This is a genomic window from Streptomyces sp. NPDC054786, from assembly GCF_053611685.1.
Genome location: NZ_JBSHAW010000004.1, coordinates 87,871 through 114,044 on the forward strand (window position 1 = coordinate 87,871; position 26,174 = coordinate 114,044).

The 26,174-nt window shown below is 68.6% G+C and carries 19 protein-coding genes, 1 pseudogene and 1 riboswitch; of the genes and pseudogenes, 10 read left to right on the top strand and 10 right to left on the bottom strand.

The annotated features are described in order from the left end of the window. The first annotated feature begins 101 nt into the window (after positions 1-101). Positions 102-320, top strand: a riboswitch (cobalamin riboswitch). 153 nt (positions 321-473) lie between these two features. The 3 genes from thiI to ACWGI6_RS05195 all read left to right on the top strand — a co-directional run bounded on the left by thiI (position 474) and on the right by ACWGI6_RS05195 (position 4,143). Then, positions 474-1,808, top strand: a complete 1,335-nt coding sequence (gene thiI / locus ACWGI6_RS05185; RefSeq protein ID WP_453266210.1) for a tRNA uracil 4-sulfurtransferase ThiI — start codon at positions 474-476, stop codon at positions 1,806-1,808. A gap of 569 nt (positions 1,809-2,377) precedes the next feature. After that, positions 2,378-3,289: an ABC transporter ATP-binding protein gene (locus ACWGI6_RS05190; RefSeq protein WP_453266313.1), complete on the top strand. Its 912-nt coding sequence runs from the start codon at positions 2,378-2,380 to the stop codon at positions 3,287-3,289. Between the two features lie 47 nt (positions 3,290-3,336). Then, complete coding sequence (locus ACWGI6_RS05195; RefSeq protein WP_453266211.1) at positions 3,337-4,143, top strand: ABC transporter permease; 807 nt, start codon at positions 3,337-3,339, stop codon at positions 4,141-4,143. Positions 4,144-4,145: 2 nt separating this feature from the next. On the opposite strand, the gene ACWGI6_RS05200 is transcribed toward ACWGI6_RS05195, so the two are convergent. After that, complete coding sequence (locus ACWGI6_RS05200) at positions 4,146-4,802, bottom strand: response regulator transcription factor (RefSeq protein ID WP_393904606.1); 657 nt, start codon at positions 4,800-4,802, stop codon at positions 4,146-4,148. Beyond that, positions 4,799-6,223 carry a histidine kinase gene (locus ACWGI6_RS05205; protein WP_453266212.1) on the bottom strand — a complete coding sequence of 475 codons (1,425 nt, stop codon included), beginning with the start codon at positions 6,221-6,223 and terminating at the stop codon, positions 4,799-4,801. Before ACWGI6_RS05205 ends, ACWGI6_RS05200 begins: the two co-directional genes overlap by 4 nt. A gap of 828 nt (positions 6,224-7,051) precedes the next feature. Between ACWGI6_RS05205 and ACWGI6_RS05210 the strand changes: the two genes are divergently transcribed. Both ACWGI6_RS05210 and ACWGI6_RS05215 read left to right on the top strand, forming a co-directional pair. Further along, positions 7,052-9,742, top strand: a complete 2,691-nt coding sequence (locus tag ACWGI6_RS05210; RefSeq protein WP_453266213.1) for a SpoIIE family protein phosphatase — start codon at positions 7,052-7,054, stop codon at positions 9,740-9,742. A 377-nt stretch (positions 9,743-10,119) separates the two neighbouring features. Continuing rightward, positions 10,120-11,298: an ABC transporter substrate-binding protein gene (locus tag ACWGI6_RS05215; protein ID WP_453266314.1), complete on the top strand. Its 1,179-nt coding sequence runs from the start codon at positions 10,120-10,122 to the stop codon at positions 11,296-11,298. Between the two features lie 71 nt (positions 11,299-11,369). On the opposite strand, the gene ACWGI6_RS05220 is transcribed toward ACWGI6_RS05215, so the two are convergent. The 4 genes from ACWGI6_RS05220 to ACWGI6_RS05235 form a co-directional block, all read right to left on the bottom strand. Continuing rightward, entirely contained in the window at positions 11,370-11,660 is a 291-nt protein-coding gene (locus ACWGI6_RS05220) for a muconolactone Delta-isomerase family protein (protein WP_453266214.1), read from the bottom strand. A 186-nt stretch (positions 11,661-11,846) separates the two neighbouring features. Then, on the bottom strand, positions 11,847-12,218 hold the full coding sequence (locus tag ACWGI6_RS05225; RefSeq protein WP_453266215.1) for an SgcJ/EcaC family oxidoreductase: 372 nt from the start codon (positions 12,216-12,218) through the stop codon (positions 11,847-11,849). A gap of 66 nt (positions 12,219-12,284) precedes the next feature. Then, a complete protein-coding gene (locus ACWGI6_RS05230; protein ID WP_453266216.1) occupies positions 12,285-12,998 on the bottom strand; it encodes an SDR family NAD(P)-dependent oxidoreductase in 714 nt (237 codons plus the stop codon). A 265-nt stretch (positions 12,999-13,263) separates the two neighbouring features. Continuing rightward, on the bottom strand, positions 13,264-14,346 hold the full coding sequence (locus ACWGI6_RS05235; protein WP_453266217.1) for an alpha/beta fold hydrolase: 1,083 nt from the start codon (positions 14,344-14,346) through the stop codon (positions 13,264-13,266). A 795-nt stretch (positions 14,347-15,141) separates the two neighbouring features. On the opposite strand from ACWGI6_RS05235, the gene rph reads away from it, so the two are divergent. Then, on the top strand, positions 15,142-17,748 hold the full coding sequence (gene rph, locus ACWGI6_RS05240) for a rifamycin-inactivating phosphotransferase (RefSeq protein WP_453266218.1): 2,607 nt from the start codon (positions 15,142-15,144) through the stop codon (positions 17,746-17,748). Between the two features lie 450 nt (positions 17,749-18,198). On the opposite strand, the gene cpt is transcribed toward rph, so the two are convergent. Then, positions 18,199-18,732: a chloramphenicol phosphotransferase CPT gene (cpt, locus tag ACWGI6_RS05245; RefSeq protein WP_453266219.1), complete on the bottom strand. Its 534-nt coding sequence runs from the start codon at positions 18,730-18,732 to the stop codon at positions 18,199-18,201. 199 nt (positions 18,733-18,931) lie between these two features. On the opposite strand from cpt, the pseudogene ACWGI6_RS05250 reads away from it, so the two are divergent. After that, positions 18,932-19,114, top strand: a pseudogene (locus ACWGI6_RS05250) (EstA family serine hydrolase); the annotation flags it as partial. 145 nt (positions 19,115-19,259) lie between these two features. Here ACWGI6_RS05250 and ACWGI6_RS05255 read toward each other — a convergent pair. Next, complete coding sequence (locus tag ACWGI6_RS05255) at positions 19,260-19,799, bottom strand: hypothetical protein (RefSeq protein WP_453266220.1); 540 nt, start codon at positions 19,797-19,799, stop codon at positions 19,260-19,262. Positions 19,800-20,315: 516 nt separating this feature from the next. On the opposite strand from ACWGI6_RS05255, the gene ACWGI6_RS05260 reads away from it, so the two are divergent. The 3 genes from ACWGI6_RS05260 to ACWGI6_RS05270 all read left to right on the top strand — a co-directional run bounded on the left by ACWGI6_RS05260 (position 20,316) and on the right by ACWGI6_RS05270 (position 23,474). Continuing rightward, positions 20,316-20,693 carry a hypothetical protein gene (locus ACWGI6_RS05260; protein ID WP_453266221.1) on the top strand — a complete coding sequence of 126 codons (378 nt, stop codon included), beginning with the start codon at positions 20,316-20,318 and terminating at the stop codon, positions 20,691-20,693. A gap of 13 nt (positions 20,694-20,706) precedes the next feature. Beyond that, the gene (locus tag ACWGI6_RS05265; RefSeq protein WP_453266222.1) at positions 20,707-23,019 is read left to right on the top strand and encodes a N,N-dimethylformamidase beta subunit family domain-containing protein; all 2,313 of its coding nucleotides are present in this window, start codon (positions 20,707-20,709) and stop codon (positions 23,017-23,019) included. 143 nt (positions 23,020-23,162) lie between these two features. Further along, positions 23,163-23,474 carry an SCO3870 family protein gene (locus ACWGI6_RS05270; protein WP_453266223.1) on the top strand — a complete coding sequence of 104 codons (312 nt, stop codon included), beginning with the start codon at positions 23,163-23,165 and terminating at the stop codon, positions 23,472-23,474. Between the two features lie 436 nt (positions 23,475-23,910). On the opposite strand, the gene ACWGI6_RS05275 is transcribed toward ACWGI6_RS05270, so the two are convergent. After that, on the bottom strand, positions 23,911-24,855 hold the full coding sequence (locus tag ACWGI6_RS05275) for an aminoglycoside phosphotransferase family protein (RefSeq protein WP_453266224.1): 945 nt from the start codon (positions 24,853-24,855) through the stop codon (positions 23,911-23,913). Positions 24,856-25,068: 213 nt separating this feature from the next. Then, positions 25,069-26,127 (bottom strand): ArsR family transcriptional regulator, encoded by a 1,059-nt coding sequence (locus tag ACWGI6_RS05280; protein ID WP_453266225.1) that lies wholly within the window; start codon positions 26,125-26,127, stop codon positions 25,069-25,071. Positions 26,128-26,174: the final 47 nt, after the last annotated feature.

Here is a 26,174-nt window from a genome sequence, read left to right on the forward strand (position 1 = left end):
CCCCTCGCTGTTCCTCGGACAAGGGGGCGGCACGGCTCGCGCCGGTCGACGGTTGGGGCCGGTCGAGCTGCGCCTCGTTCACGGGCCGCGCGCCACCTTGTCTACCCTGGACCCGCAGCTGGTTCACCCCGCCCGCCAGACGGGGTGTCGCAAGAGGGAACCCGGTGGAAGTCCGGGACTGCCTCGCAGCGGTGAGTGGGAACGACCGCCGTCATGAAGCACTGGGTCCGCGTGTGACCTGGGAAGCGACGGCCAGTAGGCGTCCCGTCCTCCGGGATGTGCCCACGAGTCCGAAGACCTGCCACTGCTCGTGCGCGGTGCGATCACCACGCACGCCTCCATGGCGACCCGGTAGCGGGACCGCCGAGCGAGTGGTGCGTTTCACCCCACCGTGCCCGTGGTGCGCGGGGCGGGCCCGCATCCCGTTCGCGGCCCGGCACCGGTCCTCACGACGACTCGCGAAGGAGAGTTTCGTGCCCGGCGAAGCGAGCGTTCCCTCCGTCCCTTCCCCCAGTACGCCCCGCCCGAGCGGGCCCTGTGTCCTGCTCAAGCATGGTGAGATCTTCCTCAAGGGCCGCAATCGGCACCTGTTCACCGAGCGGCTGCACGACAACCTCCGCCGCGCGCTGCGGGACGTCGGCGGCTCCACGTGGATCAAGTCCGGCCAGAGCGTGACCGTGCTCGGCGGCGAGGTCCCTCTGGATGTCCTCGTGGAGCGCGCCCGACGGGTGATCGGGTTCAACTCGGTGGAGCCCGCCCTGCGCGTCCCGAGCACCGTTACGGACCTCACCGAGGCAGCCGTGGAAGCGCTGGCCGGCGCCCGTGCCGAGCGACCCGGAATCACTTTCGCCGTGCGGGTCAAGCGCCGGGACAAGACCTTCGAGATGACCTCGTCGCAGTTCGAGCGCTTTCTCGGGGCACGCGTCCAGGAGGCCCTGGGGCCCGTGCCGGTGAACCTCACCAGCCCGGACGTGCGGGTCTCGGTCGAGATCGACCGCAAGGAGAGCTATCTCTCCTGGATCCGTCACCAGGGGCCTGGCGGACTCCCCGTCGGTTCCGGCGGACGTGCCCTGGTGCTGCTCTCCGGCGGGTACGACTCGCCGGTGGCGGCCTACCGGGCGATGCGTCGCGGACTGAGTTGCGACTTCGTCCACTTCACCGGCGCTCCGTACACGAACGCCGCTTCCGTGTACAAGGCTTACGCCCTCGCCCGGGAACTCAACCGCTACCAGCCCGGTGGGCGGCTGCATGTCATCGCGCTCGGCCACGCCCAGAAGCAACTGGCCATCGCGGGGGCCGGCAGGCTCCAGGTCGTCGCGCAACGACGGCTGATGGTCCGTGCCGCCTCCGCGCTGGCGGGCCGGACCCGAGCGGAGGCCCTGGTGACGGGTGACAGCCTGGGACAGGTGGCCAGCCAGACCCTGGCGAACATGGCCGCCGTCGACGAGGCCGCCGCCCTGCCGGTGCTGCGGCCGCTGGTCGGCTGGGAGAAACAGGAGATCATCGACGAGGCCCGGTCCATCGGCACCGCGGAGATCTCCGTGCTGCCGGACGAGGACTGCTGCAAGCTCCTCGCACCGTCCCGGGTCTCCCTCCGGGCCGGACTGACCGACCTGCGTTCGGTGGAGAAGCGCCTCGACCTGGACGACGTGGTGGACAGTCTGCTGCGCGACGTCCAGGTCATGTACCCGGGTGAGACCGACGGAGAGACGGAGCCCGGCGCGGACAGCCCTGACGGCGGCCCCGCGCCCGGCCGCCCTGGTCCGGCCGTGTGTGCGTCGAGGCCGTCCGGGGCGGTGTCCTCATGACCGGAGAGGACCGTCGACGGATCCTCGTGATCGGGATCGGCTCGGGGGATCCGGCGCATGTGACGCTGGCCGCCGGTCTCCGGCCCGCCGGCCGAAGTTGCCGACCGGGTGCTGGAGTTGCGTGCCGCGTCCCGGGAGCGTCATGGCTGGATCATGGATGCCTGCCTGCTGCGCGCCGACGCTCCCGGACCGTCGGCGGGTGCCGTTCCACCGGAGTCCTGCTAGTGCTGTGACCGCATAGGTTCGCCGGAATTTGGTGGTCGTGGCGGTTGGATGTGCGGTGAGGCCCGCTCCGATTGCTGGAGGTGCGGTGGCCGAGCCTGTCCGTGTGCGCAGACTGACGAACGGCAGCGTGAAGCCTGCGCGCGCCACCTCGCCCTCGCCGGTCCGATCGATGTACCCGGTTGTCGGTCGATGGTCGCAGTGGGCGGGTCACGCATCGGGACGATGGAGGTGCTGGAGTTCCGACTTTCTGGCGTCCCGCTGGGCCGGGCTGCGTCCGTACGGTGCTCAGGACCGGGAAGACCATGGCAGTTGTGCGGGAACGGAGCGTGCTCGTGAGCGTAGGGGTGTTGGAGGCCAGGGGGCTGACCAAACGATTTGGGGCGAAGCCGGCGGTGGACGACCTGTCCTTCGCGGTCCGGGCCGGCCGGGTGACCGGTTTCCTGGGCCCGAACGGGGCGGGCAAGTCCACGACGATGCGGATGTTTCTGGGCCTGGACCGCCCGGGGTCAGGCAGTGCGCTGGTCAATGGCACGCCCTTCCACCAGTTGCGTCACCCTATGCACGAGGTCGGTGCCGTGCTCGAGGCCAAGGCCGTCCATCCCGGGCGCAGTGCGTACGGGCATCTGCTGGGTCTTGCGTACAGCAATGGGATCGGCCGCCGGCGGGTGGCGGAGGTCCTGGAGATCGCCGGCCTCGCGAAGGTGGCGCACAAGCGGGTGGGCGGCTTCTCGCTGGGGATGGGACAGCGGCTCGGGATCGCTGCAGCTCTTCTCGGTGATCCACAGGTGCTGCTCTTTGACGAGCCGGTCAACGGTCTCGACCCCGAAGGCGTCCGCTGGATCCGCAACCTGATGAGAGGGCTCGCGGCCGAGGGCCGCACCGTGTTCGTGTCCAGCCATCTGATGAGCGAGATGGAGGTGACGGCCGACCATCTTGTCGTGATCGGCCGGGGGAAGCTGATCGCCGACACCGGCGTGCGCGAATTCATCGCGGGCAGTTCACGCAACATGGTCAAGGTGCGCTCCCCGCAGGCCATCCAGCTGGCCGGACGGCTCCGGGCAGCCGGCGGGCAGGTCACCGCGGATGACGAAGGCGCGCTTCTGGTCACCGGCCTGGACCAGGTCCAGGTCTCGGAGGCCGCGGCGGAGTGCGGGGCCGCCCTGCACGAGCTGTCGCAGCAACGCGTTTCGCTGGAGACGGCGTTCATGCAGCTCACCGAGGACAGCGTGGAGTACCGCACCGAGTCGCTGCCGTAGGTCTGAGTTCCGAGCCGCAGCCCCATCCCGACCCAGGAGGTATCCCCATGTCCGTGACCATCCCCGCGGCCGAGCGCCGTTCCGACGTTCCCACCGAGCCCGTGTTCGCCCACCTGCTCCGGTCCGAGTGGGCCAAGTTCCGCACCGTCCGTGCCACCGTGTGCTGCCTGCTCGCCACCGCTGCGGTGGCTGTCGGTATCGCCGTCATCGTGGCAACGGCGATCGACAAGGAGGGTCCCCAGCCCATCGGCCGACTGGTGATCAACAGTCACATGGGCTTCGGCGTCGGCCAACTCGCCGTCATGGTCCTGGCGGTGACAACCATCGGCAGCGAATACAGCACCGGGATGATCCGCACCTCGTTGACGGCCGTACCGCGGCGCGGGCCGTGGCTCGCGGCCAAGACCCTGGTCATGGCCGCGCTGGTGCTGATCACCGGGATGCTGCTGAGCATCGTCTCCTTCGGCATCGAGTACGCGTCCGCGCCCGCTGTTTCCGGCTCGGTCACGGATCCGGCAGTCGTCCGGGCGGTTCTCGGGGGCGGGCTCTACCTGAGTGTGCTGTCCGTGCTCTCGCTGGCCGTCGGCGCCATACTCCGGAACACCGTCGGCGGCATCGTCGTGATGTTCACGCTCATCTTCGTTGTGCCGGGGCTCGCGTCCGCCCCGGCGCTCAGCGATCTTGCGCATCTCCTGCCCGGCAGCCTCGCGCCCGGCAGCGCCGGTTGGGCGATCATGCAGCCCGGCCCGATGCTGGGCGGCCTCGGCCCGTGGGCCGGTTTCGGGGTGCTGTGCGCCTGGGCTGCGGTCGCGATGGCGGGAGCCGTGTATCTGCTGGACAAGCGGGACGCCTGACGCTACGCCTCAAGGAGGCCGGCATCGTGGGCAAGAATCGCGGCCTGGACGCGGTTGGTGCACTCAAGTTTCGCGAGAAGCCGACTCATATGGGTCTTCACGGTGGACTCGCTCATGTGCAGGCAGGCGCCTATCTCGGCGTTGGACATGCCCTCGCCGACCAGGCGCAGCACCTCGCCTTCGCGTTCCGTCAGGGCGGATGTGCGGCGGCGCGCGGCGGTGGCCCTCGACGTGCCGCGGGCGGAGAAGTTGGAGATCAGCCGCCGGGTCACCGAAGGGGCCAGCATGGCATCCCCGTCGTGGACGGTCCGGACCGCGCGGGCGAGATCGCGGGGCGGGGTGTTCTTGAGCAGGAAGCCCATCGCTCCCGCCTCCAGGGCCGCGTGCACGTACTCGTCGAGATCGAAGGTGGTGAGCACCGCCACCTTGGGCGGGTGGGGCAGCTGGTTGATCTCCACGGTCGCGGCCAGTCCGTCCATGACCGGCATACGGATGTCCATGAGCACCACGTCGGGCCGGTGCATGCGGGTCAGGTGCACGGCCTCCACCCCGTTGCTCGCCTCGGCCACCATGCTGATCCCGGGGTCGGCCTGCAGGATCATGCTCAAGCCGGACCGGACCAGGTCCTCGTCGTCGGCCAGCAGGACGCGAATGCTCATGGTGCTTCTTCCCTCGTGGGTATCACGGCCGAGACCCGGAATCCGCCGTCGGGTGTGGGGCCGGCCTCGAACGTTCCGCCCAGGACGGTGACGCGTTCGCGGAGCCCTACCAGGCCGTGGCCGCCACTGGGCAGACGTGCGGTCGACGGCGCGGTGGGCATCTCATTGTCCACGGTGATGTGCAGCTCATCGGGCACATACCGCAGCTGGATGCGGGTGGCGGCGGTCCCCGCGTGCTTGTGTACGTTGGTCAGCGCTTCCTGGACCAGCCGGTACGCGGTGCGCTCGGCCGTCGTGTCCAGCGGCCGGCAGGGGCCGGACGTGGCCAGTTCGATCCGCATGCCGGCCGCGCGCGACTGGTCGACCAGCCTGGACAGGTCGTTCAGGGTCGGCTGCGGCGCGCGTGGTGCGGGCTCCTCGCCTTCGTCGACCCGCAGTACGCCGAGTACCTGGCGCAGCTCGTCCAGAGCCTGTCGGCCGATCTCGCCGATGAGCCGGGCCTGGGTGGTGTGCTCGCCATGCGCCGTGCCGACTTCCAGGGCGCCGGAGTGGATGACCATCAGGCTGACCCGATGGGCGACCACGTCATGCATCTCCCGCGCGATCCGTGCCCGCTCTTCCATCCGGGTCTGCGAGGCCAGCAAGTGCTGTTCACGTTCCAGGCGTTCGGCCTTCTCACGCAGGTTCTCCACCACCATCCGCCGCGCCCCCGCGTACATGCCGGACAGGACGGGCACGACCATGAGGAAGCCCATGAGCGGTATGCCGGACACCAGTTCTTCGACGCTGAACTCGCGCTTGTCGGTGAGGAGTACGTAGCCGGCAGTGGCGGCGGTGGCAACGGTGGACAGCACAGCCAGGGCGCGTCGACTGCGGCCGTATTTCGCCAGGGAGTACAGGCAGACGGGAAGCGCCGGGAAGCAGATCTCGGCGGGTATGGCCAGGATCACGGCGACGCACAGCCCCACCGGCCAGCGCCGCCGCACCACCATCGCCAGCCCGGTCAAGGCCGCCAGCGCGAAGTAGACCGGTGCGGGAAGCCCGAGCGGATAGCTCTCCTGGACGTCTACGAGGACGGTGGGGAACAGGGCACAGCCGAGCGCGACCAGGACGTCGAAGGCCATGCCCCGGCGGTTCTCCCACCAGAACGGCCGCGCCGGAATGAACGCCGGGAATCGTCGACGCCCATCGGCGGTCACAGGGCGGGGCGCCCTGGTGGGCGAGGTTGGCAGGGCTGGAGACGGTCCTGGAACACGCGGCTCGGCCCGTGCGACATCGCGAAGTCGCATGGCGGCTCCATCCTCCAGCGGTGTGAGGGGGCTGTCACCAGCGGTGGGAGCCGGTGCCCTGCCCCTGCCCGCCTGGTCACCCGTGGGTGTTTCAGTGCTCAACCAATTGCTCGGTGGTCGATGGCTCAGCATGCAGCAAACCAGCCATCACTGCATCAGCCGATCGACGTACCGGCGGGTACAACGACGGCACCGACCTGGTGTGTACCCCGTCCGGGAGCGTCGTCGCGCCGGGGCGTCTGGTGACGGAGGAGGACGCGGCCGTGCCCACCCCTGACCTGCCCCGCGTTTCGGAAGTGGCCCTGACGTTCGCCGAGCGAGGCATCCGCGTGTCGGCAGTGCGGCTGCCCCCGTCGGTGCACGGCGAGGGCGATCACGCCTTCGTTCCGAGTCTGATCAACCTCGCACACGAGAAGGGCGTTTCGGCCTATCCGGGCGACGGCTCCAACCGCTGGCCGGCAGTACACCGGCTGGACGCCGCGCCCCTGTTCCGGCTGGCGGGAGTCGGGGCCCCCGGGCAGCCGGTGGCACGGGACGGGCGAGGAGGGCATACCCGTTCGCGACATCGCCGTGGTCATCGGCCGGCGCCTGGGCCTGCCGGTCGCGAGCGTCTCCCACGAGCAGGCCGCCGACCGCTTCGGCCGGCCCGCCTCGACCCTGGTGATCTCGGCCCGGCCCCCGGCCCCCGTACGCCGTCGCGCGGCGAGGGCCGGTACTGACGCAACCCGGCGGCCCCTCGTCGGCCCGCGCGGCAGCTGCCGTAGCACGCCTTGCCAGCACCCCGGCAAACCAGGGTAAATATGAACCATGAGCGGAAATTCGGGTCGTTTCCGGCGTTGGCTGAGCCGCGCGCCCGGCCGTTCCGTCTCTCCGGGCGTTACCCCTGCCGGAAACGACACCGGCGACCGACAGGACGAACGCCCTGCGGGGGCCGGAGATCCCCAGCGCATACGGAGCTCGTTGACCACGCGCAGCGTCGCCCGGGAGGTCTTCCTCCTCCAGCTGGTGCTCGTGGTGCTGCTCGTCGCGGCAGCAGTGGTGGCCCTCGTCGTCCAGACCCGGCGGGACACCATGGCCGACGCCCGGCACCGGACGATCGCCGCCGCTGAGTCCTTCGCGCACTCCTGGGGGCTCCAGCAGGCGCTGAACAGCGACAATCCGACCGCGAAGCTCCAGCCGCTCGCCGAGGCGGCCCGGAAGGCCTCGGGCGTCGACGCCATCATCGTCTACAAGCTCGACGGGATCACCCTCACTCACAGCGACCCGGGGCAGATCGGCAAGCACGTCATCGGCCCGTATGCCGACGCCGCCCGGGGCAAGCCCTTCACCAGGACCTTCCAGGGCGCCCTGGGCCTCTCCGTGATCTCTGCGGCCCCCGTCAAGGACTCCTCGGGCAAGGTCGTCGCCATCGTCGCCGCACCGGTCACGGTGGAGAAGGTGCAGAAATCGGTCAACCGGCAGCTGCCCATCTTCCTGGGCATCGCAGTCGGGGCCCTGGCACTCGCCGGAGGCGGTGCGGGGCTGGTGAGCCGTCGGCTGCGCCGGCAGACCCACGGTCTGGGACCGGCCGAGATGACCCGGATGTACGAGCATCACGATGCGGTCCTGCACGCGGTACGGGAGGGCGTCCTCATCGTCGGCCGCGACGGGCGGCTGCTGCTGGCCAATGACGAGGCACGGCGGCTGCTGGACCTGCCGGCGGACGCGGAGGGACGCCATGTCGGCGACCTGGGGCTGGACCACCGCACCGCCGAACTGCTGGCGTCGGACCGGAGCGCCACCGACGAGGTGCACCTGGCCCAGGACAGACTGCTCGCCGTCAACAAGCGGTCCACCACCCCCTACGGATCCCACCAGGGAAGCGTGGTGACCCTGCGCGACACCACCGAACTGAGGTGGCTGTCGGGGCGCGCCGAGGTGGCGCGGGAGCGGTTGAGACTCCTCTACGACGCTGGGGTACGGATCGGCTCCACGCTGAATGTCGTGCGCACTGCCGAGGAACTGGCGCAGGTGGCGGTCCCCCGGTTCGCCGACATCGTCACCGTCGAGCTGCTGGACCCGGTCCTGAAGGGCGAGGAGCCTGCCGTGTCGGGTACCGAGCTGCGCCGGACCGCCATCGCCGGCCTGGCGCCGGACCATCCGCTCTACCCCGTCGGCGAGCTGATCCGCTTCGCCCCGGGCACCCCGATGGCGGCGAGTATGGACCAGGTCCGCTCCGTGGTGGAGCCAGAGCTGGCCGGCTCTCCCGCCTGGCGGTCCCAGGACCCGGAACGCGCCCGACGCATCCTGGACCACGGGGTGCACTCCTTGGCGGTCGTACCGCTGCGCGCCCGGGGGGTGGTGCTGGGACTGGTTGACTTCTGGCGGTCGGGGAGCTCCCCTCCGTTCGACGACGAGGACCTGTCCTTCGCCGAGGAACTGGCGGGGCGGGCCGCGGTGGGGATCGACAACGCCCGGCGCTACACCCGCGAGCGCACGATGGCGATGACGCTCCAGCGCAGCCTGATGCCCCGCAGCCTGCCCGACCAGGACGCCCTGGAGGTGGCGCACCGCTATCTCCCCGCCCAGGCGGGAGTGGGCGGGGACTGGTTCGACGTCATCCCGCTGCCCGGCGCCCGGGTGGCGCTGGTCGTCGGCGACGTGGTCGGACACGGTCTGCACGCGGCGGCCACCATGGGCCGGCTGCGCATCGCCGTGCACAACTTCTCGGCCCTGGACCTCTCCCCCGACGAGCTGCTGGGCCACCTGGACGAGCTGGTGACCCACCTCGACGTCCAGGCCGAGGACACCGATGAGGGACCGACCATCACGGGCGCCACCTGTCTGTACGTCGTTTATGACTCCGTCTCCGGGCAGGTCACCGCGGCCACGGCCGGCCATCTGCCGCCGGCCGTGGCCTACCCGGACGGGAGCGTGGAGTTCCTGCACCCGCCGGTCTCCCCGCCGCTGGGTCTGGGCACCGGCCTGCCCTTCGAAACCGCTGAGCTGTCGCTGCCGGAGGGCTCCCGGCTGGTGCTCTACACAGACGGGCTGGTCGAGAACCGCAGCCGCGACGTGGACGCGGGACTGGAAGCACTGCATGCGGCCCTCACCGGACCGGACCGTACGCCGGAGGACACCTGCGCCACCGTCTTGCAAACGCTGCTGCCCGCCAGGTCCACCGACGACGTCGCGCTGCTGGTGGCCCGGCTCCGGCGGCTGGACCCGGCCCATGTCGCCGAGTGGGACGTGCCCCGCGACCCGGCAGCGGTGGGCCCGGTCCGCAACGCCTGCGTCCGCCAGTTGACGGACTGGGGTCTGCAGCACATCGCCTACGGCACCGAGCTCATCCTCAGCGAACTGATCACCAACGCCATTCGCTATGGCGTCGAGCCCATCCACGTGCGGCTCCTGCACACCCGCAGCACCCTGATCTCGGAGGTCTCCGACGGCAGCAGCACCTCCCCGCACATCCGCCAGGCGAAGGCCACCGACGAGGACGGCCGCGGCCTCTTCCTCGTCGCGCAGTTCGCCGAACACTGGGGCACCCGCTACTCCCCCAGGGGCAAGACGATCTGGGCCGCTCAGCCGGTCGGCCCCGACGCCGTGACCTCGGAAGAGGAGCTGCGGGAGCATCTCCTGAACCATTGGGAGCAGGGCGGGGAGTGGTGAGGCCGCGGCCCGGTGCCCCGCGCCCGGGGCCGAGCGTGGTGCCTCCCTACGCGCGTGGTGCCTACTCGCCGCTATGACCTGGCCCGATCACCGTCCTGCCAGAGGCGCGCAATGGCGCGGAGTACGCTGGTTTGGACCATTTTGAGAGAAGCTTGGGCGGTGACCCGTCGCGACGGGGTGGCGCCAGGACCGCCCACGTGGCAGGCGTCGGCGGCCCTGCGGGAGTGCCGAGGACGTCCGCTCGGTGAGCCTGCGAGGCCGTCGGCGTTCCGCCCCACCTCCTGGCGGGCGCCGTCCTTGGCGACGGGGCCGCTGTACGGGCCATGCGACCGCACCGTGTCATGGCTTGCCCTGGTCCGCGTCCGCCACCCGCCCGGCTGACCGCTCCCCCACCTGGCCCTGTTGGAGGCGCCGTGACTACACATCATCGGGTCCGCGCAGGCGCTCTCCTGTGCTGTCTCGGCCTTGCGACGCTCGGTCTCGGTGGGTGCGAGGAAGGGAGAACCACTCGGCCGGTCGCGCCCTCCCGGGCCGGGTCCGCCGCGGAGGTGGGCGGGACGGCTGCGCTGATCAAGGCGGCGAAGAAGGAGGGCAGGCTCAACACGATCGCGCTGCCGCGCCAGTGGGCCAGCTACGGCGGGCTGATCGACGGCTTCGAGAAGAAGTACGGCATCAAGGTCGTCGTCGACAATCCGTATGGCCACAGCCGCCAGGAGATCGATGCGGCGAAGCGCTACCGTGGCCAGAAACGCGCCCCCGACGTGCTCGACATCGGGGATTCCTTCGCCCAGTCCGCGGCGCGGCAGAACCTGCTGGCCCCCTACCGGGTCGCGCAGTTCGACCAGATCCCACCGGAGCAGAAGGACTCCAAGGCCCGCTGGTACAACAACTACGGCGGCTACATCTCCATCGGCTGCGACGACGCCCGCGTCCGGACCTGCCCCGACGCCTTCGCAGATCTGCTCCAGCCGGCGTACAAGGGCATGGTCGCGATGCACGGCGAACCCACGAGCGCGGGATCGGCCTTCGCCGCCGTGTACGCGGCGGCGCTCGCCAACGGAGGGTCGTTCGACAACATCCAGCCGGGCATCGACTTCTTCGCCCGGCTCGACAAGGTCGGCAACTACAACCGGGCCGACCCCAACCCGGCCGCGATCGCCAAGGGCAAGACACCGATCAGCATCGAGTGGGACTACCTCAACCTGGAACACATCGACCAGCTCCACGGGACGGGCGTGCACTGGAAGGTCTCCATTCCCTTCGACGGCAGCTTCTCGCAGTACTACGCGCAGGCGATCAACAAGGACGCCCCCCACCCGGCCGCGGCACGACTGTGGGAGGAGTACCTCTTCAGTCCGGAAGGCCAGAACCTCCGCCTCGTGGACTACGCCCGCCCGGTACTGTTGGCCGCCATGGCGAAGAACGGCACACTCAACAAGGCCCTGGCCGCCCGGCTGCCGACAGTCGAGGGCACACCACAGTTCCCGAACGAGGCCCAGCTCGCCAAGGCCCTGCGCACCGTGCGGAAGAACTGGGCCAAGGCCGTCGGCAGCTGACCCGTCAGCGCCGGCCACTCGGCCGCCCGCACCCTCATCTGCTACTGCCGGCTCGCCACACGAGCTGGCCTCTAATGGCCCGGGTCATTCGGGTGCGGGGACAGCGGCGTCACCGTGTCGTGCCGCCACACCCGCAGGGGCATCGACGCGAGCACCCGCTCCAACTGCTCCGCGTCGTCCGCGCTGAAGAGACCCCAGGTGCGCCATTCACCCGTGGCATGCGGCGGACGCCACAGTCGCACCAGGCTTCCCTGCGCAACCAATTCCGCCGACCGTACCGCTTCCCGGGTCCGGATCTCCTCCACGGCCTCCTTCGACGTGCCCTCCGGAACGGTGGTCACCATGTCGACCAGGAACTCCATGAGCGGCTCTTCTCATCACGTCAGCCCCGATACCGCACACCCTAGCGTCGGCCGCAGCGTGTGGATGATGACGTGCGGGCGCGCCGCGCCGGGCGCGCGACACAGAGTGGACCGGCACCTGCCCCACCTGCGGCCGCTCCCTCGGAAGAAGCAGATCCAGCGCCTGACGAAGCACTGCTACCGAATTCAGTCGAGACGGGAAACCTGGTAGTGGCTGATGTACCAGCCGTCGGTCGCGCGCTTCAACAGCGTGCTGAGACGGACGCTGAGTGTGGGCCGGTCGGTGAAGGAGAAGTCGACGCTGAGGTACCCCAGCACGAGGTCGTCGGCGAGCTGTCTCGTTTCGAGGATCCGATAAGCGGCCGTCATCCCGCGGGGTTGGGACGCGTAGTAGTCGGCGACGCCCTGCCGTCCGACACTGTAGGGGTGCAGTCCTTGGAAAATCGCGTCCTCGGTGAAGAGGGAAGCGACGCGCTGGGGCTCATGTGCGTCAACGGCTGCTTTCCACCGGTCGAGGACGCCACGCAGGATCCCCTCGCTGTCTGCCGTGCTGTTCATCGAACCTCCCTGATGACGGATCGGGCATCGGTCACGCGCCGCGAGCCGGCGTTGGCCCTCGCATGCTCAACGCCCCGCGCTCTGGCCGCCGTCGACGTGCAGGATCTCTCCGGTGACGAACGAGGCGTTCTCGAGGTAGACGATCGCGTCGACGACGTCGTCGACCTCGCCCGTCCGGCCGAGCGGGTGCAACGCGGCGAGGCCCTCGTACGTCGCGGCCGGGTGCATCGGCGTGCGGATGATGCCCAGCGCGACGGTGTTGACCCTGATGCCGCGCCCCGCGTACTCGATCGCCAGTGCCTTGGTGACCGCGTTCAGCCCGCCTTTGGTCAGCGACGCGAGCGCCGACGGCTGCTGCGAGTCGGCGTGGTCGACCAGGCTGGTGGAGAGGTTCACCAGATGGCCCCCGCCATCCCGCGCGAGCATGGCGGCGACGGCGCTGCGGGAGAGCTCGAAGAATCCGCGCAGGTTCACCCCGGTCATGGCGTCGTAGTCCTCGTCGGTGTAGTCGGTGAACGGCTTGGCGAGGAAGGTTCCGGCGTTGTTGATCAGTGTGTCGATCCGGCCGAAGCGCGCCAGGGCCGCCTCTACGACCCGGGCGCCGACGCCCTGCTCGGCCACGTCTCCGCGGACGGCCAGTATCCCGGCGTCGCTGGATTCGCCGATGGTGCGAGAGATCGCGACGACCCCGTACCCGAGCGCGCGGTACGCGGTGACGAGCGCGGCCCCGATACCGTGGGAAGCACCGGTGATGACGGCGGCCTTCTGTACGGTCTTCACAGGAGGAAGGCCGACAGTTTGCGGCCGGCCGCGGTGAGTCCCGCTCCCACGATGCCGCCGGCGGCGCTGATGAGGCCGAGCGTAAGGGCGGCACCCGTTCTGGCGAGGGACGACATCACAGCAGCTCTCCTTCGCAGCACGGGCGAGATGTAGGCCAGCCTTCCCGGTCTGCGCCGAACGCGCGCCCGTGGAGGAGCAGTTGGGCGGATTGCCACGCCCATTCAGGTGCCGTGGGTGGATTTGCGGTTCAGAAGAGGCCGGCGTGTCACTTGGCGGGATTCCGCTCGGGTGCGCGGAAATGGTCGACGTCCACGACGGCCTGCGCGAAGGCTCTGGGGGCTTCCTGGGGCACATTGTGGCCAATGCCCTGCAGAGTGCGGTGCGCGTATCGGCCGGTGAATTTGTCGCGATAGGAGGAGCCGCCGCCCGCAGGCGTGAAGGGATCTGCCGCGCCATCAAGGGTGAGGGTGGGCACGGTGATGACAGGGCCTTGGGCCAGGCGCCTTTCGAGGCCGTCGTACCGTGGGTCGCCCTGGGCCAGGCTCAGCCGCCAGCGATAATTGTGGATCACGATGCTGACGTAATCGGGATTGCTGAATGCTGCCGCGGTGCGATCGAATGTGGCAGCATCAAAATTCCAGGTAGGTGAGTTGAACTTCCAGATCAACTTCGCAAGGTCATGCCGGTTCTGCTCCAGGCCGAGCCGGCCTCTTTCCGTGGCGAAGTAGAACTGATACCACCACGCCCATTCGGCCTTCGGCGGCAACGGCTTCTTATTGGCTTCACGGTTCGTGATCAGATAGCCGGTCACGGAGACCAGGCCCTTGACCCGCTCCGGCCAGAGTGCCGCGATGATGTCCGCCGTCCGTGATCCCCAGTCGTAGCCGGCGAGGATCGCCTTGTCGATCCGCAATGCGTCCATCAAAGCGATGATGTCGAGAGCGAATACCGACTGCTGTGCGTTGCGGAACGTCTTGCTCGAAAGAAAACGCGTCGTGCCATGGCCACGCAGATACGGGACGATGACGCGGTAGCCCTTCGCCGCCAGCAAAGGCGCGACAGCGGCATAGCTGTGGATGTCGTAAGGCCAGCCGTGCAGCAGAATGACCGCGGGACCATGGGCCGGCCCTGCCTCAGCGTATCCAACATTGAGGACGCCGGCCCTGACCTGCTTCAATGTGCCGAAAGGCGATTCCTTCCCCGGCTCTTCCCTTCCTTGGGCGATCGTCGGCGGACCCTGATCGTTGTCATTGGGCACGGCCTTCGAGCATGCCCAGGAAAGGCCGGCAGCTGAAGCCACCACCGCTCCCGTACCGAGGGCCTTTCCGAAGGTTCGCCTGCTGATCATCTGAAATCTTCCCGTGAAGCCGCGGCCACCAGGAACCCGGGTTCGTCATGGGTGAATACACAAAATCCCCTACCCGGTCCGGCACCCCTCACCTCGCCGATCACGCGAATGCCAGGCCATCCGTTGCTCACATCGGCCGGCATCCAAGCGAACGGCCCCGCGCCACCCCGCCCAGATCGTGGCCCGGCTGTCGGAGCTTCGCCCAGCACTCGCGTGGCGCGACGACCTCCGGGAGATGGCGGCGCGCTCGACGGTGTTCGGCCTTGCCGACAAGGGAAAGAACGCCTGGTTCCGCGGCTGCATCCGCAGGCCGACGGGACATCCGCCTGGGCCAACGCCGCGTACCCGTACGCGGCGCGCCACCGCTTCGCGAGAAGCTTGTCCGTTCCAGCGGACGCCAAAAAGCAAAGGCAAGGAGATCTCTCTCCCTGCCACTACCAAGCTATAGCGCACTGGGGGGCTTGCGGCAAGGCCCGGGTCGGGGCGCAGAATCGTCGGCCGAGGCCACAACCTGCGGAAATGGGGGCAGTACGTGCGTGTGTTGTTGTCGACGTATGGGGGACGCGGTGACGTCGAATCAGGGGTGGGACCGGCAGTGCGGTGGCAGGCGCTCGGGGCGGAGGTGCGGCGGGTGTGCGCGCCGCCCGGCTGGGCGGTGTGGCCGGCCGGCTCGTCGGAGGGAAGGCAGCCAGGGATGAGGACGTGCCCGGCAAGAGGTTCGGCAGGGCTGGAGGCGCCGGTGATTCGATCGGCCACCGCAGTGGGGCGGAGCACGGCTGCCTCGGAGGTATCGCAGTGATCGAGCAGTACGTGTTGGGTCTTCAAGAGGTTGACGAGACGCAGGTCGCGGTCGTTGGCGGTAAGGGCGCGCACCTGGGCGGGCTGTCGCGGATCGAAGGCATCCGCGTGCCGGGTGGCTTTTGCGTGACGACGGACGCCTTCCGGCGGATCATGGCGGAAGCGCCGTCGATCGACGATCGGCTCGATCAGCTGTCGCGCTTGAACCCGGACGACCGGGAGGCGATCCGCACGCTCAGCGCGCAGATTCGCCGGACCATCGAAGGGATTGCCATCCCGGGCGATCTCGCGGCGGCGATCACCCGCGCGCTCGCCCAGCTCGGCGAGCAAGCCGCCTACGCCGTCCGGTCCAGCGCGACGGCAGAGGACCTGCCGACGGCCTCCTTCGCCGGCCAGCAGGACACGTACCTGAACGTCGTGGGGCCGACGGCGATCCTCCAGCACGTCAGCCGGTGCTGGGCCTCGCTGTTCACCGAGCGGGCCGTGACCTACCGCCAGCGGAACGGCATCGACCACCGTACGGTCCAGATGGCCGTGGTCGTGCAGCAGATGGTGTTCCCGCATGCGGCCGGCATCCTGTTCACGGCCGACCCCGTCACGGGCAACCGGAAGGTCGCCACCGTGGACGCCGGCTTCGGCCTCGGCGAGGCCCTGGTCTCCGGCCTGGTGAACCCGGACGTCTTCACGGTGCGACACGGCGAGGTCGTCGCCAAGGCGATCGCCGCCAAACAGCGTGCCGTGCACGCCCTGCCGGCCGGCGGTACGCAGGAAGTGGCGATCGACTCGCAGCGGCAGGAACGGCCGGCGCTGACGGATGCGCAGGTCGTGCGGCTCGTGCAGCTCGGGCGGCGGATCGAAGCGCACTTCGGCCGCCCGCAGGACATCGAATGGTGCCTGGCCGATGACGGCTTCCAGATCGTTCAGAGCCGGCCGATCACGACGCTGTTCCCCATCCCGGAGGCCGGCGACCAGGAGAATCACCTCTACGTCTCCGTCGGCCACCAGCAGATGATGACCGACCCCATGAAGCCCCTCGGGCTCTCCGTGTGGCAGCTGACGGCCATGGTGCCGATGCACACGGCCGGCGGGAGGCTGTTCGTCGACGTCACCCGGCGCCTGTCCTCGCCCGCGAGCCGCGCCGGCCTCCTGGAGCTCATGGGGAGAGGCGATCCGCTGGTCAGGGACGCCCTGGAGACCGTCCTCGACCGTGACGATTTCGTCCCGTCGCTCCCGGACACGGGTCCCGGCGGGCCGCCGGCCGGCGGTGCGCCCGCCCCGACCGAGACCGATCCGGCCATCGTCACCGAGCTGATCGAGCGCAGCCGGGTGTCCATCGCCGCCCTGGAGCGCGACATCCGGACGAAGACCGGACCGGCACTGTTCGACTTCCTGCTGGCGGCCTTCGAGGAGCACAAGAGAGTCCTCAGTGATCCGCTGAACCTTCAGGCGATCATGGCGGGGATGGAGGCCACGTGGTGGCTCAACGACAAGCTGCTGGAGTGGCTGGGCGAGAAGAACGCGGCTGACACGCTCACGCTGTCCGCCCCCGGCGACGTCACGTCGGAGATGGGACTGGCACTGCTTGACGTCGCGGACGTGATCCGCCCGCAGTCGGAGGTGGTGGCGTTCCTGCAGGGCGTCGAGGGCGTCGAATACCCGGCCTTCCTGGACGAGCTGGCGAAGCGCGCGGGCGGGACCGCAGCGCGCGACGCCATCGAGGCCTACCTCGACCGGTACGGCATGCGCTGCGTCGGCGAGATCGACATCACGAGGCCGCGTTGGCGCGAGCGCCCCACCACGCTGGTGCCCGTGATCCTCGACAACGTCAGGAACTTCGAACCGGGCGCCGCCGAGCGGCGCTTCGAGCAAGGGCGGCAGAAGGCGCAGAAGAAGGAACAGGACGTGCTGTCACGCTTGCGGGCCCTGCCGGACGGGGACCGGAAAGCCGACGAGGCCAAGCGGATGATCGACCGGGTCAGAACCTTCATCGGGTACCGGGAGTACCCGAAGTACGGCATCGTCAGCCGCTACTTCGTCTACAAGCAGGCCCTGCTGAAGGAGGCCGAGCGCCTCGTGCAGGCAGGCGTGCTTCCTGAGAAGGAGGACATCTTCTACCTCACGTTCCAGGAACTCCACGACGTCGTGCGCTCGAATCAGGTGGATGACCGGCTCATCCAGCAGCGCAAGGACGCGTTCCGGTCGTACCACGCGCTCACACCGCCCCGGGTGCTCACATCGGATGGTGAGGCCGTCACCGGGGCGTACCGGCGCGACGACGTGCCGGCCGGCGCCCTGACCGGCCTACCGGTTTCCGCCGGGACCATCGAAGGAAGGGCCCGCGTCATCCTTGACATGGCGGAGGCCGATCTCGAAGCGGGCGACATCCTGGTCACGACCTTCACGGACCCCAGCTGGTCGCCGCTGTTCGTCGGAATCGCGGGCCTGGTGACGGAGGTGGGCGGCCTGATGACCCATGGCGCAGTGATCGCCCGGGAGTACGGCTTGCCGGCCGTCGTGGGCGTGGAGCAGGCCACCCGGCTGATCCGCGACGGGCAGCGGATCCGCGTGCACGGAACCGACGGGTACATCGAGATCCTGCCTTGACCGACCACACCGAGAAGCCCCATCCGTAGCTTCCGACTGAACAACGCCAAGCAGTTGATGACCACCCCACGACCGCCGCCCGCAACGCGGACACGCGGACCCGGCCCGTAACTGTTCGTCACCTGGGAAGTGCCTCTTCCGCTACCACGTACAGGACCCTCAGCACGTCCTATCGTTGCAGCTCGGAGGCACTTTCTACGTTCTCGGACACCTACCGGACAGCGCCCCTCGTGAAAGCCCGAGGCTTGAAGCACCACTGAACTTGATGGGGCGCTGTCGGAGTCGTTCGCCTGACGACGGTGGGTCCGCCGGGGCCGCGTCGGGCACACACCCGTCGTCCGCGTGCGCGGCCGAGGACCCACCAACATGTCCACAGGCGCTCCGGATACTGACCGCGATGACCTGCGCCAGTGCAGTTGCAGGCCAGGCGGCTGGGAGCGGATCCGTCGATCAGCCGACCTGTGCGGCGATGGTTCGCGCACACACCAGGGACTCGGTGTGCGTGGTGTCCACCTCCAGGTCATAGATCACGCCCTCGTGAACCCGATGTGCCTGCGAGGCGGCCATTCCCTGGACCCGATCTCCCCGTGCGACCTCACGGTCGGCGGCTACCGCACTCTCACACCTGACGCCGACCCACAGCACGGCCAACCCGCCAAGAGCCTTCTGCCACCGCTGCTGGGACGCCGCTCCGCCGAGGAAAACCTCATCAATGATGACCCGGGCGCCTGCACGGGCCATCGCCACGACGCCTTCCATCCAGGCTGCCTCCAGCACCCGGAAGTCCTCCCCGACGCTCACCCCGCCGTCCGCGTCGAACTCGATCCCCTGGTCCGACATCTGCATCTTCGCCGGCATCGCGTCGATGAGCGAATCGACCCCGAACGCCAGCCACGGATCCGGCAGTACGGCCTGTAGGCACCGTACGATCCCGGACTTCCCCGAGCTGGACCCACCGTTGAGAATGATCATCTGAGTCGTCACCGCGCCACAATAGAGCGCCTGCCACACAGCACGAACCGAATTTCAGCTGACACTGCGCTACTGCCACAGCCCGGTGAACCTTTCCGGTCACGGCAACGTCTCGGCTCAACCGTGCCGTCAGACCCGCCCGTTGATTGAACGTCCCAGCTGCCGTCACAGTCCTGGCACACTCAGCGGCAACGTCCCGGCCGTCAGCACGTTCTTCCCTGCGCTCGGCGCGAACGCCTTCGGCCACAGCGGCGCGGCCGGCTCGCTCGCCTTCGGCGACGCGCGCTCGGGGCTCGCATACGGCTACACACGCCGCCGGTTCGCCTTCCCGGGCGGCGCGGCGCCGGAGAACGCCCGTCTGTCGAAGGCGGTCTACGAGGCCGCGACCGCATAACGCGGCAGGAGGAGCAGCACCGTGATCGTCCGCCCAGCAGGCAGGTTGCAGGTTTTCACCCGCCTGCTGGGCAGCCGAACCGGGGGCCTGGCCCCAGCCGAGAGTCTTCTGCCGCAGCACCAGGCTGATCGGGCGTCGAGACGCCCTACGAAGGTTCGGCCCGGCTGGTGCAGGTGAACGGCTTGTCGATCCAGTAGGTGTGGTGCTGCTCGTCGTGGACGACCGGGTACTTGGTGCTCGGCTCGCAGAGCTTGTCAATCTGGGTACGGTCCGCGGAACTGATGGTGAACCAGTACTTGTTGGTGTCCGGGCCGACCTTTTGGCACTTGTAGAAGAACCCCTTCATGCCAGGACCGAACACATCCCTGCGGTAGTCGGCGGCCAGCTTCCTGTTCAGGTTGATGTTGTCGCAGTCGGCCGTCATGCCCTGGACGTTGATGGTCTCGGCCGCCTCGGTCGTATATCCCTTGGCCGTGTGGATACCCGACGCCGTCCAGGTCCGCGCCGGCAACGCGATCTGCTCGGCAATCTCGGCAAGCAACGGACTGTCGGGGGCGGCCCGCTCGGTCCGTGTCGTGCTGCTGGCATCCGCAATGCCTACGACGACGGCGACGCCGATACCCACAGTCGCCAGCAGAAGGGGTGCGATCCAGATCCCTTTTCGAACCAGGGGCGAGAATGTCACGTCGCGCTCCATTTCAGGCAGGCCCGGCGGGCCGACTTCCGCCCCCGGGGCTGATCGCACCCTAGGTGTCCGGGCGAGTGGCCGAAGGGATCGGCGGACGGTCGGGGTTCTTCTGCACCACAGTCGACCCGGACGGGCGAAACGTGTACATAGTCAGATTGCGAGTGGCGTTGCCGCAGGCCAGAGAGTCTGTGCCGCACGGGACGTCGTCCTGCTCAACCAGCATCGTTGCGCCGTGCGCACAGGGGGTGGTCCTCACGCGCACAGCCGGTGGTCCCCGGGACGTGGACAAGGTGCGTCATGCCGGGGCACCCAACACACTGGTGGGTAGTGCCGGTGTTCTGCCCCACGACGAGCGCCGTGTGTCGAGGCGGATGCGCCGAGTAGACGGATGCGTCGGGCGGGCGCTGTTCGCACACGGACGCCTCGCGACCGCCCGACCAGGGTCGCGGCCCACCGTGGAGGCTGTCGGCCTCCCGCACTCGATCGATCGCTCTGCACCTCCGGGAGGAATCGATGAGCGTTGTTCTCCCCTCGCTCGACGAGCAGAACGCACGCGAACATGCCGTTTACCGCCAAGTCGAGAATCACCTCTTCGAGACCGAGATCAAGCCGCGCGTCAGGCCGGAGATCGTCGAGGAGCATCGACGCCGCCCGATCGGCAAGCACAGTGACGACCTTGAGCGGGTCCTCACCTATCTGCGCAGGCACCACTTCGAGATGACCGGCAAATACATCCTGGTCTGCACCAAACCGCACGAGGAGTGGCGCATCGCAGTGCTCCGCGACGGCCTGCCGCCGCAACTCCTCGACGAGGCGTTCCCTGACCGATACGAGGCGGAGCATGCACTTTTCCTCAAGCGTCTGCGCGACGCCGGGCTGCTCACGGAGTGAGGGATGAGTTCCGATGAAGGTCGTCGGCTATAGCGAGCAACTGAGCATCCGCCCCGGCCAACGGGTGGACTTCCTCGTCAGCTGCGACGCCGAGCGGTACCACGCGGACATCGTCAAGCTGATCCACGGGGACACCCATCCCGACGGTCCGGGTTTCAAGATCGAGCCCGTGCACACCGAGGTCGACGCCGACTTCCCCGGCCGGGTCCAACGCGTCCACGCCGGCTCGCACATACTCGTGGGCAATCACCCAACGCTTCAGACGGACGCGCCCCTCACACTGCAGGTGTTCCTCGCCCCCACCACCCCGCACAAGGGGGTCCAAGGTCTGGTCACCAAGTGGCACGAAGGCAGGCAGTCCGGTTACGGCCTGTTCATCGGCGACGACGGCTGTCTGCAGCTCTGGCTCGGCGACGGCTCCGGCGAAGTACAGAAGGTCACCTCCGGCAAGCCGCTGCTCGCGGGCACCTGGTACCTCGCGTCCGGATCGGTGAACACCGACGGCGAGATCCAGCTCCGCCAGGAGCCGTTCGTGACCCCGGCCAACGGGCGGTTCACCCTCGCGTCGTCGCTGGAGTCCACCACCGCGGTGGTCACCGGGCGGTCTCAGGTCACGCCGGCCTCGGACAACGACGTTCCGTTGGTGATGGCCGGATACGTGGAGGCGCTGACCGACGAACTCATCGGCGTCGTGGTCGCAGGCCACTACAACGGCAAACTGGACCGTCCGCGCATGCACCGCGAAGCCCTCTCCCCGCAACAGATCGTCTCGCAGGTCGACGCGCCCCGCGGGGCGGCACTGGCGGCGGCGTGGAACTTCCAGGAGGAGATCACCGACTCCGGTATCCGGGGCACCCGCACCATCACCGACGTCTCCCCGAACCGACTGCACGGCCGTACGGTCAACGTGCCCACCAGAGCGGTCACCGGCTACAACTGGCAGGCGCGTGAGCAGAACTTCATCCACGCGCCGGAGCAGTACGGCGCCATCCACTTCCACGACGACGATCTCGACGACGCCAGGTGGCGAGTCAGCTTCACACTGACCGTCCCGGAAGACCTTCCCTCCGGCCTGTACGCGGCTCGGTTGCGCGCCGACGGCGACACCGACTACGTACCGTTCTATGTGCGTCCCCGCGAAGGCCAGGAGAAGAAGGTCTGCTTTCTGGCGCCGACGGCGAGCTATATGGCCTACGCCAACGACCACGTCGCCCTCTCGACCCCGCTCGCCCAGATGCTCATCGCGCGAGCACCCGTCCTTCAACAGCAGAACATCGTGCTCAGTGAGCGCCGCGAGTTCGGACGCTCGACGTATGACGCCCACAGCGACGGCTCCGGGGTGGCCTACTCGACCCGTCTGCGCCCCGTCCTCAACATGCGCCCGGGATACCGGCATTGGCTCTCCCCGTCGCTATGGCAGTTCAACGCGGACCTGCACCTCATCGACTGGCTGATCGAGAAGGGGTACGACTTCGATGTCATGACCGATGAGGACCTGCACCACGAAGGTGTGAGCGCGCTCAAGCCCTACCGTGTGGTCCTCACCGGGTCCCATCCCGAGTACTACTCGGAGCAGATGCTCGACGCCCTGAACGGCTACCTCGACACCGGTGGCCGCATGATGTATCTCGGCGCCAACGGGTTCTACTGGGTCATCAACTACGACCCTGAGAACAAGAACATCATTGAGGTCCGCAAGGGACACGGCTCGAACGCGTGGCGCTGCAAACCCGGTGAGTTCCACCTCTCGTTCACCGGGGAGTACGGCACCTTGTGGCGGCATCGAGGACGAGCCCCACAGCGCCTCGTCGGTGTCGGATTCGTGGCACAAGGCTTCGACGTCTCGACCTACTACCGGCAGACTCCGGACAGCCTCAACGGTGCCTCCTGGATGTTCGAGGGCATCGAGGAGAACGGGAACCTCGGCGACTTCGGGCTCGTCGGGGACGGCGCTTCAGGCCTGGAACTCGACATCTACAGCGCCGAACTCGGCACGCCCCCCGAGACGGTGATCGCGGCCGCGTCGCAGGACCACACCGACATCTACCTCGAAGTACTGGAGGAGCTGTACTTCAACGCCCCGGGCACGGGCGGAACCGAAGACCCGCGCGTACGTGCCGACATGGTGTACTTCCCCACCCCCAACGGCGGCGGCGTATGGTCGGCCGGCTCGATCGCCTACTGCGGTTCGCTGTCGCACAACCACTACGACAACAATGTGTCGCAACTGGTGGCGAACGTACTGAACCGCTTCCTGTCCGACGAACCCGCACCACTCGGAGCCGGCTCGGAGAAGCAGTCGACGCAAGCCACCCGGACCTCCTGACGCCTCGGCAAACCGAGGCGGCACGCTCACCGGTGGGAGGTCGGAACAACCGTGTCGGGGCCGGCTTGGATCACGGAAAGCTCGGCCTCCCCGCCACCATCACCGTGCTTGCCCCTCGTGAAGGTGCGCCAGGGCAAGCACGCGTGAACCAGCACCAGGGTGTGACGCTATTCGGGCCGGATGGGGGCCAGTTGACGGCCGGGACACGTAGGGTCGTCGGTGACCAGGTTGTTTCACTGCTTGGAGGAAATGGAATGAAAAAGGTCCCATTCGGCGCCCTGACCATGGCGCTCGCGGGGCTCGCGACGGCGCTTGGGTTCCTCGCGATCCAGTTGCGCACACAAGGCTACGAGCCGTACGTCAGGGACGTGACCTTCACGGCCACCATGATGTACTTCACCGCGATCATGACTGTGGTGACGTGGTTCCGTGCTCGCGGGACACACTCAAGCTGAGTTCTTCGGGCACGGTGACGGGCGCCAGGGCTGACGTCCTGGCGCCCCTCACCGTTCGGGGACGCGGCCGTTCGGGGGTCGTGGTCCGGCCGGGGTACTGCCTGCGGCGGGCCTCGGTCGCGGCGAGCTGCGCGGCGAGGCCGTGGCCCTTCTGCGGCCCGGCCGTGACCGCCGGCCAGGCAAATGCTTCGGTGACGGTGGGCAGCTCGGCATACGGCTGCATGCCCTTCTCCGTCATCTCGTGATCACCTCAGCGGCCACCGGAGCCTCCGCCCCCACCGTGCGCAAGAGGTTCTCCGCGGCGCGCAGCTTCGAAGTCAGAGCTGCTGATCCAGGAGCACGTCCGTTGGGCTGAAGCCTACGGCTCGGTAGAACGCACGAGCACGCTCGTTGAAGTACCAGAGCCGACTGGCCCGGTGGCCCGAGGCCGCAACAGTCAGGAGCCGAGTAGCGCGTGGGCGATGGCTGTCTGCTCGGGCTGGAGGGTGACCGCGCCGTCCTCGATGTCCCAGAGGCAGTTCTGCAGGACGCGGCCGAGTGTCCATCCGGCGGCCCGCTCGCGGTCCAGACAGACGACTTCTGTCATGAGGTGGAAGCGATGGCGTACGGCCCGCGGCACGTCCGCGGTGCCGATCACGTCGTCCCACCGGTTTCGCAATGCAGGCAGCAGTTCGAAGCCGGGGTCGCCGGCAAGGGGTTTGGGGTCGATGGCGAGCCAGGGTGCCCGTCCCGAGACCTGTGAGGACGGAAGAGGGGCGAGAACGTTGTCGTAGTGCAGATCCCAGTGCAGAAGCCGGTCGCCGGGCTCGTCCAGTAGTTCCCGCACCGCGGCCGCGCACGTAGCCAGCAGTCGGCGCTCGGAGGAGTCCGCCAGAGAGCGGCAGTACGTGGGAACCCGGTCGAGCATGGCCCGGGCGATATCGGCCAATGGCCGCAGGCCGGCGGGGGCCGGAACGGCGACCAGGTGCGCCAGCAGCCCGGAAAGGTGCTCAAGAGCCGCCGTGCCGTCGGGCACCGTCGCAAGGCTCCGAGTCGCATCGAGACGTTCCAGAAGCATGGCCCCGGAGTCCGGGGCGCAGTTCAGTAGTTCGACCGCGTGGCGGGTGCCCCAGACGCGCAGGGCGAGCGGCTCGCCTTGTGTCTCCTCATCGACGGGCTGGAGCTTGAGTACCGCGGGCGAGCCGTCCGCCTGGAGAACAGGCAGTACGAGTGCGACGGCTCCGTGCGCGGGCGGGCCATCCAGTCGCAGACTCCAGCGGTCCAAGAACTCCTCGGCCAGAGTCGGCAGGGCAGCGGTCCATGCTCGCCAGGCATCGCCGTTCTGGGAGGCGGTCAGGGCCGCCGGCACTTGGACCTGGGACTGCGGTCGGCTGAAGTCCACGACGCTCCCGAATAGCAACGGTGTGAGGATGCCGGCGTGCCTGACCGTCCTCGTCATCAAGACCCTCGGGCCGCCGTCGTGCGAGCGTACGGTGTCCTCCGCACCGCCCGCTCTGCACTTCACAAGGTCGTGGCCTCACCCTGCCCCGAGTCGGCCGTCTGTTCCACCAGGCGCCTCGGCGCCACCGTGCGTGGGTGACCCTCTCGACGGCGATCATTGGGCCGCTGTGTCGGGAGCCGGACTGGTCCCGTCAACTTTGGGGAGGCGGGCCTTGGGCAACTGTCCGGAACCCGCCGCTTCGTGAGGTCGGACGAGAAGATCGCCTGCTTCGGTGCGCCGGTAGACCACGCGACGGCCGACTCGTGTCCCACTGATCAGGTCCGCGTCGCGTAGTACGGCCAGGTGGCCGCCGATGGTGCCGAGCGACTGATGGAGTTGTGCGGCGAGTTCGCTGCTGGTTGCGGGGTGTTGGAGTTCGAGGAGGATGGCTGCGCGGCCGGTGCCGATCAGCCGCGCCAGGGCGTGAACCGGCCTTCCGGGCAAGGGCCTTGCGGCAGACCCGCGGGCCGGGTAGACCTGTGCGTACCGGCCTTCCGGCGTCGCGCACAGCCAGGTACCGCTCGACACGCTCACGGGGACGAACAACATTCCTTCGTCGCCGATGATGCGGTCCGGACCGGGCCGGCCGCTGAAGCGGATCGCGTCGGCACCGACCCAGGCGCTTCGGCGGCTCATGTGCTCCAGGGCACGGGGCCAGCCGTGGGCGGCCAGCAATCCCGCCCGGTAGGTGACATCGCGTTCGAGCAGTGCCCGGCGGCGCGTCCAGTCCGGGGAGACATGGGATTTCCACACCGCATGGAGCAGGTCTGCTGTCCTGGCTGCCCACCCTCGCCCGGACAGCCAGCTCAGGTCGTGACGCTTCCAGCTGTGCGCTACTGATTTCTCCAGCCCCGCGCGGATGTCCGCGTCGGGTACCCGGGCGACGTCCTTGAGCTCGCTGGTGAGAGTGGTGCGCATACCGCCCGACGGGGGGATCGCTACGAACTCGGGCAGCCACTTGGTCGAGCCGAACAAGTGGACCATGCCCTTGGCGAAGGGGTCCGCATCGAGAGTGGCCATGAATGCGTCCCGGTGGCGGGTGTGCCAGGTGGCCAGCCATGGGTCGGAGCACGGCTTGCCCAACACGATCATCGTGCCCAGTGTCTCGGCCAGTGGAGACAGCGCGAACCTGGACCGCGACAGGGCCGTCGTACTCAAGCGCAACATCGTCATCTTTCGCCTCCTGCCGAAACGATAGTGTCCGCCTCGAAGCGCCCGGA